The sequence below is a fragment of the Microcoleus sp. CAWBG27 genome (assembly GCF_020883145.1).
Taxonomy (GTDB): Bacteria; Cyanobacteriota; Cyanobacteriia; order Cyanobacteriales; family Microcoleaceae; genus Microcoleus.
Genome location: NZ_JAHREU010000002.1, coordinates 156,632 through 170,886, shown reverse-complemented (window position 1 = coordinate 170,886; position 14,255 = coordinate 156,632). Strand labels below are relative to the sequence as shown.

The following is a 14,255-nucleotide window of genomic DNA, read 5'->3' as shown; positions in this document are numbered from 1 at the left end:
ATCCAAATCAGAACTAACCAGTGATTTCAATTACATTGCTCGGTTTAACCTAACAGCTAGGGTAAGGTCGATCGCAATCTTTACGATTGCCAACACTAAACCTCGTCGCACAAATAAAAAATAGTATAGTAGCTTACCTTTACTCCGTAAATCTTGCATAAACTTTTATAAAAAAGACTAAATAAATAAAGATTCAGTAAACCACTCAAAACTACCGGTCGGTTTTCCTCAGGTAGGGTTACGCTCGTAGGTGTCAAGTAGGTTTAGGCTTACCTCCGTCCAGTACGGTAGTTGAAAATACGTAGCAACCATAGGTTTGATATATGCAGACACTTCTTGTCCATAAACCAATTACGGTGATTCGACCCCTAGACCACCTAAATGCAGCCACAGCCGGAGAATTCACAGAGCAACTAACCACAACAATTTCAGCCCCTGGAGTAGTAGCGGTACTCGTAGATGTTGGCGCAGTAACATTTATTGACAGCGCGGGTTTGATGGCATTGATTTCCGGCCTCAAGCAGGCGAAAAAAATGGGACGCAGGTTTAGTCTGTGTTCAGTTACCGCCGGAATTAGAATGATTCTGGAACTCAGCCAACTCGATCGAGTTTTTGAGATATTTGAAAATGTCGAAAGCTTTGAAGCAGCAAACTCTTGTCTTGTGTAAACAAGCACTTCTAGAATCTACTCACCGGTGAAAACAAGTAAGCAAACACAGCAACTTCAGTTAAAGGCCTCCAAAGAGATAGGACTGCCGTTGGCGTATTGGCAGATTTTAAGGTAGGCTGCTTAAGAGTCGCAAGTATTTAGCGAGTCGAGCCGTGGCAGTAAAAGTCGAAGAATTACTTACAGCAGAAATCAATCAGCCTGCTCGTTATCTAGGAAACGAGTTGGGGGCTGTCCGCAAGCCTTGGGATGGGGCGTCTGTACGCTGGGTGCTCACATATCCAGAAGTGTATGAAGTTGGTGCTTCCAATCTGGGACACATCATCCTTTACAATATTTTGAATGCTGGGCCGAGACAGTTGTGCGATCGAGCTTATTTGCCGGCACCAGACTTAGCAGCAAAACTGCGATCGACCAAAACTCCCCTGTTTGCTGTAGAATCCAGGCGATCGCTCACAGAATTTGATATTCTCGGCTTCAGCCTCAGCTACGAACTCGGAGCAACAAACATTCTGGAAATGCTGGATTTAGCCGGCATTCCCCTAACTTGGAAAGAAAGAGCGACAAATGCCCAAAATGGTGGCGATTTGCCGCTAATTTTTGCTGGCGGACAAACCGCAACCTCCAATCCCGAACCCTACGCTGACTTTTTTGACTTCATCGCTTTGGGAGATGGAGAAGAATTGCTGCCAGAAATTGGCTTGATTTTGGCTGATGGCAAAACTAATAATTTGAGCCGAGAAGCTTTGTTGTTGGATTTAGCGCAAATTCCCGGCGTTTATGTCCCCCAATTCTACGAAATGGCGGCAGACGGTTCTGTTCATCCCAACCGCCCGCAAGTCCCAGAAAAAATTCTGCGCCGCGTGGCGACTCCCATACCAGCTTATTCGATCGGGCTAGTACCCTACGTCGAAACAGTACACGACAGACTGACAGTCGAAATCCGCCGGGGATGCACCCGCGGCTGTCGCTTCTGTCAGCCGGGAATGCTGACTCGCCCCGCCCGCGATGTGGAACCGCAGCAAGTCGTAGAGGCGATAGAAGAAGGAATGAAAGCCACCGGGCACAGTGAGTTTTCCCTGCTTTCCCTGAGTTGTTCCGACTATCTGGCACTCCCGGCTGTGGGGATGGAAATCAAAAACCGCCTCAAAGACAAAAATATCTCTCTGTCTTTACCCAGTCAGCGGGTTGACAGATTTGACGATAATATTGCCGACATTCTCGGCGGCACGCGGCAAAGCGGTTTGACTTTTGCCCCGGAAGCCGGCACGCAGCGGATGCGCGACATCGTTAACAAAGGTTTGACGAATGAAGAATTGTTGCGGGGTGTCAAAACTGCGGTCGATCGCGGTTGGGATAAAATCAAGCTGTATTTTATGATCGGTTTGCCGGGAGAAACCGATTTTGATGTTCTGGGAATCGCCGAAACAGTCCGCTGGCTGCAAAGGGAATGCAGGCTTAATGGCAGGCGGCCACTGAATTTTAACTTGACAATTTCTAATTTTACCCCCAAGCCTCACACTCCTTTTCAGTGGCATTCGGTTTCTACTGCCGAGTTTTCACGGAAGCAAAAATTGCTGAAGGGTGAATTCAAAGCGATGAGAAATATCAAGGTGAATTATACCGATGTGCGGATTTCGGCAATGGAGGATTTTGTCGGTAGGGGCGATAGGCGTTTGGGCGCTGTAGTCCGCCGTGCTTGGGAACTTGGCGCTGGTATGGATGCTTGGTGGGAAAGCTTAGATCAAGCATACAAGGCTTGGACAAGGGCGATCGATGAATCGGGACTTACCTGGAAATACCGCCAAGTCGAAAGCGGCGAATGGAATCTGTTTGAGAAGGAAGAAGGAAGTTCGGCAACGAGCACTGTACAAGATGTAACGGATAGAATGAAGAATGAAGAAGGAAGTTCGGCAACGAATTCTGTAACGGATGTAACGGATGTCAGTCCGATGGAAGTCGGAAGAAGGAAGAAGGAAGAAGGAAGAAGTACAAACTCCGCCACTCTCCCAATCTCCCAATCTCCCAATCCCCCAATCTCCCAATCCCCCAATCCCCCACTCTCCCCCTCCCACACTCTCCCCCTCTTTCTCGATCGACCTTTACCTTGGGATCACCTAGACACGGGGATCGACAAAAACTGGCTGAAAATTGACTTGCAAAAGGCTTTAGAAGCAGCGACGGTTCCTGACTGTTCCTTTGAAGGGTGTTCGCGGTGCGGGGTTTGCGGCACAGATTTCGGACACAATGTGGTTGTGGATGCCCTGCCAATTCCGGAGTTTGCTGGGGAATTCGTGCCGAATACAGAACGGAAACAGCGTTTTCGGGTTTGGTTTGGGAAGGTGGGCGATATGGCTTTGGTTGGTCATTTGGATTTGCTGCGATTGTTCGATCGAGTTGTCCGTAGGGCTGATCTACCCATTTCGTTTACCGGCGGCTTCCACCCAAATCCTCGGATTTCTGTCGCAAATGCTCTGCCTCTGGGCGTTACCAGCACTGGGGAAATTGCTGATTTTGAACTCACTGAGTCGATCGATCTTGAGATTTTTCGAGCAAAATTGGTGGCGACTCTGCCGGAAAATATTCCGATTTACAAGGTTGAGTCGATCGACCTCAAAGCTCCTTCTGCCAGTCAGTTGTTAGAAGCTGCGGAGTACGTCATTACTGTGGCTGCAACAGGCCTGTTGACCGAAAATGGCGAATCTGACCGGGATGATTCTACTGCTGTCTCCGTCGCAGATACTGCCAATTGGGAAGCTTGGGTGCAGGCGATCGCCGAAACAGAGGCTTTTTGGCGGGTGCACACTACTAAGTCGGGAAAGACGCGGGATGTCAATTTGCGCGATCGGCTGCACAAACTCGAACTTGTTGAGCAGAAACCAGAAAACAGCACCTCCGGTAAATCCGAAGGTACAGCCGTCTTGCGCTATACCGGCAGTTGTCGCAGCGACGGCAACTTGCTCAAGCCAGAACATCTGGTTTTTATGCTCGAACAAGTAAGCGAGCAACAAATTCAGCTTGTGCAGGTTCAACGCAGTCAGCTAATCCTGAGTTATTGTTAAGATAGGGAAGCTAAGAGTGGAATATTTCACCCGGGGTTCCCTATCGGGATGTATCGTTTTACGCTATAATTGCTTGTTATGGAAGCCGCAGCGGCTTGAGCGCTTTTGTCGCTCGTCGCTAAAAGTCAACCAGCAACGCGGGCTGGGTGCAAATTGCTTCTGTTCAAGACTTCAAGCCTTTTTGTAGATTCACGGGCTAAATCTAGCGCTAAACCCGCAGGAGCAGGGCCTGAACCAAATTGATGGATTAATTTCGATCGATCGAGTGGTTGTCGATCGTCGGCTTACTCAAAAATCTCATGGTTCAAGCCGCAGAGCGGGTATTCAACAATAGATGTTTTTGACCTCGATCGAAAACGGATACAAGCCCGGACTTAATTCGTGGAGAACCCCAAATTTTAGACCAAGGTTCAAGCTCCCAGATTCATCTGCGCTTGTAAATCTCAAATCTAAAATCTCAAATCTAAAATCGACTGACCAGGTTTTAGGGTTGGCAGGGGCGGAAGTTCCAGTCGAATGCCAAGAGTAGAATCTGTTGAGTGCGATCGCGCAAGAATTCAACAAAAGTCTAGGCGATTTAACTCCTACTTAACTTTCCCTCAAAACCAGCCCTCAACCACGCAAGCAGAGTTATCAGTTCGTAGTGTTAAGTTGTGTGTTCAGTTGTGTGTTAAGAAATTGGTGAGAGTGTCGCTGAATTTATTCCCTGAGTTCAAAGGAAGAGTTGCAAATGTTGAATTTTGAAGTATTGAGGAAAGCAATTCTCAACTTAAAACTCAATATTGCTAACTCGATAAAAACCTCCTTATTTCTATCTCTCAGATTTATCTGCTGAGCATAACTCATAACTCTCGATCGGGCGGGTTTAACTACTTTTTTATCTGTAACAGTGAACAGTGAACAGTGAACAGTGAACAGTTAAATTGCCTTCCACCCTCCACCAACTCACAGCTAATAACTCTTCAAGCTACTACTACTACTACTACTAATTACAGTTAAAGTCAGAGGCACTCAGAGGGCGTTAGTGTCTCTAACTTACTGACAGTTTTTTGAGGAAATTGAATGACAAAGCAGATAGTTATAGCAGAGCAGCATCGCATTGCTGCCGTCTTTTCAGAAGATCAAATCCAAGAACTCGTGGTAGCCACAGGCAGCCATCAAGTCAGTGACATTTACTTGGGAATTGTCGAAAATGTACTTCCTGGAATAGATGCGGCCTTCGTCAATATTGGCGACCCAGAACGCAACGGGTTCATGCACGTCACAGACCTCGGCCCACTGCGGCTCAAACGATCGGCAGGAGCAATTACAGAACTCTTGACCCCCCAGCAAAAAGTGCTGGTACAGGTGATGAAAGAACCGACGGGCAGCAAAGGCCCCCGGCTGACAGGCAACATTACCTTACCCGGGCGATATTTGGTACTGATGCCCTACGGCAGGGGAGTCAATCTTTCACGGCGCATCAAGTCGGAAGCCGAGCGCAACCGCCTCCGAGCCCTGGCTATTTTGGTGAAACCGGCCGGGATGGGGCTGCTGGTAAGAACCGAAGCCGAAGGCATGACTGAAGAAGCCATCATGGAAGATTTGGAAGTGCTGCAAAAGCAGTGGGAAGCTGTTCAACTTGAAGGTGGTTCCACGCGGGCGCCGGCACTGCTCAACCGCGATGACGATTTTATCCAGCGGGTGCTGCGGGATATGTTCAGCGGCGACGTGAACCGGATTGTGGTGGACTCGCAAAATGGGATTAAGCGGGTGAAGCAGCAGTTGATGAGCTGGAACGGCGGTAAACTTCCTGCGGGAGTTTTGATCGACCACCACCGAGAGCGCGCCTCGATTTTAGAATTTTTCCGCGTCAACGCTGCGATTCGAGAAGCTCTCAGACCAAGGGTAGATTTACCTTCTGGCGGTTATGTGATTATTGAGCCGACAGAAGCGCTGACGGTAATTGATGTGAACTCTGGCTCGTTTACTCGATCGGCAACAGCTCGCGAAACTGTACTCTGGACAAATTGCGAAGCAGCCACGGAAATTGCCAGACAGTTGCGACTGCGGAATATTGCCGGGGTGATTATTGTTGACTTTATTGACATGGAATCCCGCCGCGATCAGTTGCAGGTGCTGGAACATTTCAATAAAGCTCTCAAAGCTGACAAATCTCGACCCCAAATCGCTCAACTGTCGGAATTGGGACTGGTAGAACTCACCCGCAAACGCCAAGGTCAAAATATTTACGAGTTATTCGGCCACAGTTGCCCTACTTGCAGTGGGTTGGGTCATCTGGTACAACTCCCGGGCGAAGAGGACTTCGGCGCAGCGGTGCGGGAAGCAGCCGATCGCACTGTGACTTCCTCCAACCGACTGATGTTGAATTTGCCAGAAGGATTGGAACGCCGCAGCTTGGCGCCTGTAGCTGCTGCAACTGCTGCACCAGTGCGAGAAGAACGTTCCCCCGAACTCGCTCGGGCTGCTTGGGAACCTCAGAGCGAAAGTTTGGATTTTGTTGAGACCGGCGGCAACGCCTCGGCTTTGGACTTGCTCAACCATCCCAGCTATCAGGATTTGGGCAACGGAACCAGACGGCGCCGCCGCCGCCGGATTGGTGAAGAGCCTTTTGCTGTCACACCAGAGGAGGAACCGGTGCGTAGCAAGTTGCGGCTGCCGAATACTTCGAGTGCGCCCGTCGCGGAGACACGCTCCGAGTATCTGGCACCCCCCGGCATCCGCGCAGCTTCCGAGGGCTTCGGGCTGGTGAATATGTCAACTGTTGGCAGGCGCGAGGAATTCGATCGCGTGCGGCCAACTAAGTCTGAGCTGCTGAAGCCGATGGTGGAGCCTCCGGAGGTGATTTCGGTGGAAATGACGCCAGAGGAGCAGGATGTTTATGCTCTGATGGGGGTTTCTCCTTTGGTGCTAACGGATCGCAGCGTCAAAAATCCTAAAAATGCGATCGTTTCGGTGACACTCCCCGGAGCTGGGCCGAATAAGCCGCCTTTTGAGCAGCTCGAATTTGAATTTGAAGCGCCTGCGCCAGCACAGAATGTTGAGGAACAAAATTATTATTCAGAAATGTCGGTTGTTGAGCCGGTATTTGCTGAGGATGACGATGACGATGATGCTGATGATGAGGCTGAAATTTACGGCGCAAGTTCGATCGACGAAATCGATGATTTTGAGCCGATGGAGGAAGCCGACGATGTGATGGCTTTCTCGAATCAGCCGAATAAGCTATATGAGTCGATCGAATCCTATGAGCCGATCGAATCCTATGAGCCGATCGAATCCCACGAGCCGATCGAATCCCACGAGCCGATCGAATCCCACGAGCCGATCGAATCCCACGAGCCGATCGAATCGAGCGAACCCGAGGAGCCTGCGATCAACAGGCGCCGCCGCCGTCGCTCCTCTGCTGTTTTGGATGAGTGATTATGAAGGAAGAAGGAAGAGGGAAGAAGGAAGAAGGAACAAAGAAGAAGGAAGAGGGAGGAAGGAAGAAGGAACAAAGAAAAAGGAACAAAGAAGAAGTAGAAATTTTTACTCTCTTCCCATCTTTCCATCTCCCAATCTCCCCCTCTCCCTCTCCCCCTCTCCCCCTCCCCCTCTTTCCCTCGGATAATTGCAGGTGTAGATGAAGTAGGAAGAGGAGCTTTGTTCGGGCCAGTGGTGGCAGCCGCCTGCATTTTGCCCGACGAAGTTCTCGAAGAATTAGTAAGTTGCGGGGTGCGCGACAGCAAACAGTTGAGTGCCGCAGCCCGGAGTCGGTTAGCAGTCAAAATCAGGGCTGTGGCGGTTGACTGTCAAATTGGTGCAGCTTCGGTGCGGGAGATCGATCGCCTGAATATTTTGCAGGCTTCTTTGTTGGCAATGAAACGGGCGATTTTGAAATTAAATGTCGCGCCCGATTTGTGTTTGGTTGACGGCAATCAAAGAATACCCAATTTGTCGATCGACCAAGAGACGATGATTAAAGGTGATTCGCGATCGATTCAGATTGCCGCTGCTAGTATTGTCGCCAAAGTTTGGCGCGACGAATTAATCCTGCGGATGGCCGTCAAATATCCCGAATATGACTTGACAAACAACAAGGGATATGGTACAAAAAAACATAGATTGGGGTTAGAACGTTACGGTGTGTCTGTCTTTCATCGGACATCTTTTAGTCCCTGTCAAAAATCTTAAAATAGCACTAAAAAACCTAATTAATTTCAGCCAGAGCATCTAAAATTTGAACAGCCAAGAATTTTGGATTAATTGTTCTCGGCGCATAAACTCTACTCTGTAAGATGTGCAATATGCACCTTACCGCTTTATCATTTTCAGCCTCCGATAGCATCTACAGAATATTGATTTAACCTCTTCACCATGACTGATAATATGTTAAAAATTCCCGGCTATCACCTCACCGAGCAAATCTATAATGGCTCTAGAACCCAGGTTTATCGAGGAGTTTCTGAGTCAAACCAAAAAGTAATTATCAAACTGTTATGGAGTGAGTATCCCACTTTTAGCGAACTGATACAGTTTCGCAATCAGTACACGATCGCCAAAAATCTTGACCTTCCGGGAATTGTCAAACCCATTGCACTCTTAAACTATCAGAATGCTTTTGCTCTGATTACCGAGGATATTGGAGGTATTTCCCTATCTGAGTATACTGTTAATTCAGAGCAATTGGATAATATCAAATCCAGTAAATCTGACATTTCCTCCCTCCAGAGTTCGCCTCTACCGCTAAATGAATTTTTGCCGATCGCAATTCAGATCGTCCAAGCCCTAGAAGGACTATATCACAACCGAATTATTCACAAAGACATCAAGCCCCAGAATATCATCATTAACCCGGAAACTAAAGAAGTTAAATTAATTGACTTCAGCATTTCATCTCTTTTACCCAGAGAAAACCAGGAAATCCAAAATCCAAACATCTTAGAAGGAACCCTAGCTTATATGTCCCCCGAACAAACGGGACGCATGAATCGGGGTATCGACTACCGTACCGACTTTTACTCGTTGGGAATTACATTTTACCAAATACTAACAGGGAAATTGCCCTTTGACTCTAACGATCCAATGGAGTTAGTCCACTGTCATATTGCCAGAATGCCAACTGAGCCAATCAATCTGGTTCCAGCTATCTCAGTGATGGTGAATAATATCATCATAAAACTGATGGCAAAAACTCCAGAATCACGCTATCAAAGTGCTGCTGGGCTGCGCTACGACTTAGAAAAATGCTCGCAGCAATGGCACGAAAATGGGACTATTAGCGAGTTTGTATTGGCAAATCGGGATATTTGCGATCGCTTCGTCATTCCCGAAAAACTCTACGGTAGAGAAACTGAAGTTAAAGCCCTATTAGCAGCCTTCGATCGCATCAGCGAAGGTAATATCGAAATCATGCTAATCGCTGGCTTTTCTGGCATTGGCAAAACAGCCGTTGTCAACGAAGTTCACAAACCCATCGTCCGCCAACGGGGTTACTTCATCAAAGGAAAATTCGATCAATTTAACCGCAACAGTCCCTTCTCGTCGTGGGTGCAGGCATTCCAAAGTCTCATGCAGCAACTGCTCACCGAAAGCGCCACCGAAGTCCAAAAATGGCGAGCAAAAATCCTAGAGGCTTTGGGTGAAAACAGTCAAGTTATTATTGATGTCATCCCCGAATTAGAACACCTAATTGGTAAGCAGCCAGAAGTCCTCAAACTAGAAGGAGTCGCATCTCAAAATCGTTTTAATTTGCTATTTGGCAAGTTTATCCGAGTATTCGCCACCAAAGAACATCCTTTAGTAATTTTCTTGGATGATTTGCAGTGGGCAGACTCAGCTTCTTTGAAATTGATGCAGTTGCTGATGAGCGAAACAGATACCCGCTATCTGTTGTTAATGGGAGCATATCGAGACAACGAAGTATTTCCGGCTCACCCGCTAATGTTGACATTGGGTGAGATTAGGAAAGTAGAGGCTAATTCGTCAGCATCTTCTCTAGAAAAGCAGGATATCGATCCACCAGTCCTGAAAGTCAATCAAATTACCTTAGCACCTCTCAACCTAACTTCCCTAAATTGCCTAATTGCCGATACTTTTTCTTGTCCAATAGAAAGAGCAATGCCTTTGACGGAATTGATTTTTGCCAAAACCAAAGGCAATCCCTTTTTTGCAACTAAATTTCTGCAATTTTTGCACAGCGATGGATTTATATCATTTGATTTCACCCCCGGGGCAAGGGGAGGTTGGCAGTGCGACATTGCCAAATTGAGGGCGCTTTCTTGGACTGATGATGTCGTCGAGTTTATGGCAATTCAGTTGCAGAAGTTGCCTGAAAATACTAAGCAAGCTTTAAAACTTGCAGCTTGTGTAGGTAATCAATTTGACTTAGCAACGCTAGCAATTGTCTCCAAAAAATCCGAGTCGGAAACAGCAGCCGATTTGTGGCTAGCACTGCAAGAAGGATTAGTTATTCCCACCAGTGAAGTATACAAATTTTTTCAGGAATCTGAATCAGTTGAAATTCTTCAAGGATCGGAGTTATCGGTTCCCTACAGATTTTTGCACGATCGAGTACAGCAAGCGGCATATTCTCTAATTCCCGAATCCCAGAAACAGTCCACCCACCTCGAAATCGGACAACTGTTGTTGAGGAATACGCCAGAAGCAGAACAAGAAGAGAAGATTTTTGATATTGTCAACCAATTAAATATCGGGGTGGAGTTAATTACCGATCGAATCAAACGAGATGAGCTTGCTCAATTAAATTTAATAGCTGGACGTAAAGCTAAATCTTCCACGGCTTACGCGGCTGCTGAAAAATATTTAACTTTAGGCATAGAACTCCTGGATGTTGAGTGTTGGCAGAATCATTACAACCTGAGTTTAGCACTTTACGAAGAAGCCACAGAGGCGATGTATCTGAATGGTGATTTTGAGCAAATGGAGCCATTGGCAGAAATAGTCCTGGAAAAGGCAAATACACTCTTAGATCAAATCAAAACTTATCAAGTTAAAATTCAAGCTTTGAAAGCGCAGAACCAACTCAAACAATCTTTGAATTTTGGGTTAGACATTCTCAAACTCTTGGGGATAGATCTACCTAAAGATCCAGAACTGACAGAAATTCCCTTGGCTTTTGAAAAGACGCAATTGGCTTTACAAGGAAAACCGATTCATGACTTAATTGATTTACCTGACATGAGTGACCCGCAAAAACTGGCAGCAACTCAGATGCTGTTACAACTCTGTCCTTCTGCTTACATGGTCACTCCAGTTTTGTTACCTCTCATTACTTTTAAACAAATTCAATTAGCCCTTAAATATGGTAATGCACCAACTCATACTCATGCCTATGCTAATTATGGACTCATTCTCTGCGGAGTCATGGGGGAGTTAGAATCGGGCTATCAATTTGGACAACTGGCACTAAATCTACTAGAGAAACTCGATGCTAAGCCTTTTAAATCTATGACAATGTTTGTAGAAGCTTGCTTTATCAAGCATTGGAAACAGCATATTACACAGACCTTAAAACCTTTTCTAGCTTCTTACTTTAGCGGTTTAGAGACAGGAGATTTAGAACACGCTTGCTATTCTGCCCACAGGTATTGCTACCATTTATTCTTTAGTGGATCGGTCGAGCTATCAAGCGTGAAACTAGAGATGGAAACTTACGGTGATGCGATCGACAAGATGAATCAGGATAGCATTCTTCAATTGCATCAAATTTACCATCAAGTTGTATTAAACTTACTGGAAAGGACGGATAATCCTTGCTTTTTAATCGGTTCAGCTTGTGATGAAGCTAAAATGTTACCGATTCATATTGCCAATAATTACAGAATAGCGTGTTACTATTTTTTCTTAAATAAGTTAATCCTTTGTTATCTTTTTTGTGACTACCACCAAGCGATCGAGCATTCTGCCGGAGCAGAAGAGTATTTAGATGCAGGAGTAGCTTCGATATTAGTGCCGATTTTTTATACCTACGATTCTCTCTCTAAGTTGGCGGTGTATCCAGATGTAGAGATTTCGGAACAACAACAATTCCTCGAAACTGTAATCGCCAATCAGGAGAAAATGCAAAAATGGGCGAATCATGCCCCGATGAATTATCTACATAAATTTTATCTAGTAGAGGCAGAACGGCATCGAGTTTTAGAGGAAAAATTAGAGGCGATCGAATTGTACGATCGCGCCATTTCCCTCGCCAAAGAAAACGGTTATCTCAACGAAGAAGCACTAGCCCAGGAACTCGCGGCTAAATTCTATCTCGCTTGGGGTAAAGATAAAGTTGGCACAGTTTACTTAACCGACGCCTACTACGCTTATGCGCGTTGGGGTGCAAAGGCAAAGGTTGAGGATCTAGAAAAACGGTATCCCCAATTGCTCGCCCCAATCCTGAACCAGAAAAAGAGCATTCATACAGACGAAACAATTGTGCTAATGAACTCTGGAACTATCTCATCCACGAGTTCCAGTGTTTCAGAAATCCTGGACTTCGGGACAATCATGAAAGCATCTCAAACACTTTCAGGAGAAATTCAGCTTGACAAATTGCTGTCAATTTTAATGCAAGTAGTGATGGAAAATGCCGGAGCAGAAACAGGCAATTTTATTTTGCAAAAAGCAGGTGATTTAGTAATTGAAGCTACCGGAACTAGCGGTGTTGCAGAAATAAAAGTTCTGGAGTCAATTCCTCTTGAAACTAGCAATAAGTTACCTCGAAGCGTCATCAACTATGTTTTTAGGACTCAAGAATATGTCATTTTTAACGACTTGTTCGAGGAAATCAACCAACCAGAATCTCCCATTAAAAATATTAACGATCCATACATAAATCAGCACAAACCAAAATCAGTATTGTGTTTGCCTATTCAACATCAAGGAAAGGCGATCGGTATCCTTTACCTAGAAAACAACTTGACAGTCGGTGCATTTACTCCCGATCGATTAGCAGTTCTACAATTATTGTCTTCTCAAGCTGCCATCTCGATCGAAAATGCCCAACTCTATGCCAATTTAGAAGCAAAAGTAGAAGAACGCACCCAAGAACTCCAGCAGTCAGAAGCTCGTTTTCGACAACTTTACGAGCAATCCGCCGATGCAATTTTGCTTTTAGATGGAGATGTTTTTATCGACTGCAACCCCGCCACGGTCAAAATGATGCGTTGCAATGACAAAAAACAGCTTCTTTCCTTGCCGCCGGCTCAACTTTCTCCGGAGATTCAACCAGACGGTAGAAACTCTTTTGAAAAAGCCCAGGAAATCACAGCCATTGCTTTTTCGCGAGGTAGCTATCGCTTTGAATGGATGCACCGCCGCAGCGACGGAGAAGACTTTTGGGTGGAAGTATTGCTGACTGTAATTCCTGTAGATGGTAGGCAAATTCTGCATACGGTGTGGCGAGAAATTGGCGATCGCAAGCAGGCTGAAGCAGCTTTGTACCAGAAAAATCAAGAACTAAGCGATACTCTCCAACAGCTCGAAACCACCCAAGAAGAACTGATTCAATCAGAAAAAATGGCAGCTTTAGGACAACTTGTGGCGGGAGTTGCTCACGAAGTTAACACACCCTTGGGTGCAATTCGTTCTTCAGCGGGAAATGTGTCTAAGTTCTTGGATCAAACTCTCGAACATTTGCCAGCACTTTTTCAATCTTTATCTCCAGAAGAAGGGCAAAAATTTTCAGAATTACTTCAGCGATCTCTCCAACAAGAATCAACACTATCAACCAAAGAAGAACGCAAATTGAAGAGAGCTTTAAGAAGCGAACTGCAAGAATTAGAGATTGAGAATGCCGATACTGTTGCAGATATATTAGTTGTGATGGGGATCTACGATCGTATCGAAACTTGTCTCCTGCTACTCCAAAAACCGGATAGTTTGCACATCCTAGGAATCGCTTACAAACTATCTGAATTAAAAAGAGGCATCGCTACTATCAATACAGCTACAGATCGAGCATCAAAAGTTGTGTTTGCCTTAAAAACCTATGCCCGTTACGAACAGGCAGGCAATAAGACAACAGCCAGCATTGCTGAAGGGATCGAAACCATCTTAACTCTCTATCAAAATCTACTCAAACAAGGAGTTGAGGTAGTCAGAAACTATACCGAAATACCGCCGATACTATGCTATCCAGATGAACTAAATCAAGTGTGGACAAATCTCGTTCACAATGCTTTGCAAGCAATGGATAATCGTGGCACATTAACTATTGGATTGACGGAGCAATCCGATCAGGTAAAGATTAGCGTTACTGACAGCGGCAAAGGCATCCCTGAAGAGATCGAGGCGAAAATATTCGAGCCATTTTTTACTACTAAACCCGCAGGAGAAGGCAGCGGATTGGGACTGGACATTGTGAAGAAGATTGTCGAAAAACATCAAGGAAGGATTGAGGTAGAATCAATTCCAGGTGAAACTACATTTAATGTTTTTCTGCCGATCCTTAGAGTATAATTATGAAATGTACCAATATCAGGACTTAAGCATAAGCTGGTTTGCAAGACTATTAGTAGCGGTAAGGGGCGTAGTTC

The 14,255-nt window shown here is 45.8% G+C and carries 6 protein-coding genes; all 6 read left to right on the top strand.

From position 1 onward, the window contains the following. Positions 1-323 precede the first annotated feature (323 nt). The 6 genes from QZ938_RS02075 to QZ938_RS02050 all read left to right on the top strand — a co-directional run bounded on the left by QZ938_RS02075 (position 324) and on the right by QZ938_RS02050 (position 14,178). Positions 324-668: an STAS domain-containing protein gene (locus tag QZ938_RS02075; RefSeq protein WP_293155482.1), complete on the top strand. Its 345-nt coding sequence runs from the start codon at positions 324-326 to the stop codon at positions 666-668. Between the two features lie 154 nt (positions 669-822). Continuing rightward, positions 823-3,729, top strand: coding sequence for a TIGR03960 family B12-binding radical SAM protein (locus QZ938_RS02070; RefSeq protein WP_293347173.1), 2,907 nt, complete (start codon positions 823-825; stop codon positions 3,727-3,729). Between the two features lie 1,062 nt (positions 3,730-4,791). Continuing rightward, entirely contained in the window at positions 4,792-7,152 is a 2,361-nt protein-coding gene (locus QZ938_RS02065) for an Rne/Rng family ribonuclease (RefSeq protein ID WP_293155476.1), read from the top strand. Next, the gene (locus tag QZ938_RS02060; protein ID WP_293365338.1) at positions 7,145-7,342 is read left to right on the top strand and encodes a hypothetical protein; all 198 of its coding nucleotides are present in this window, start codon (positions 7,145-7,147) and stop codon (positions 7,340-7,342) included. The genes QZ938_RS02065 and QZ938_RS02060 overlap by 8 nt, the downstream gene beginning before the upstream one ends. Positions 7,343-7,374: 32 nt before the next feature. Further along, positions 7,375-7,905: a ribonuclease HII gene (locus tag QZ938_RS02055; RefSeq protein WP_367181816.1), complete on the top strand. Its 531-nt coding sequence runs from the start codon at positions 7,375-7,377 to the stop codon at positions 7,903-7,905. Positions 7,906-8,088: 183 nt separating this feature from the next. After that, entirely contained in the window at positions 8,089-14,178 is a 6,090-nt protein-coding gene (locus QZ938_RS02050; RefSeq protein WP_293347167.1) for a trifunctional serine/threonine-protein kinase/ATP-binding protein/sensor histidine kinase, read from the top strand. Positions 14,179-14,255: the final 77 nt, after the last annotated feature.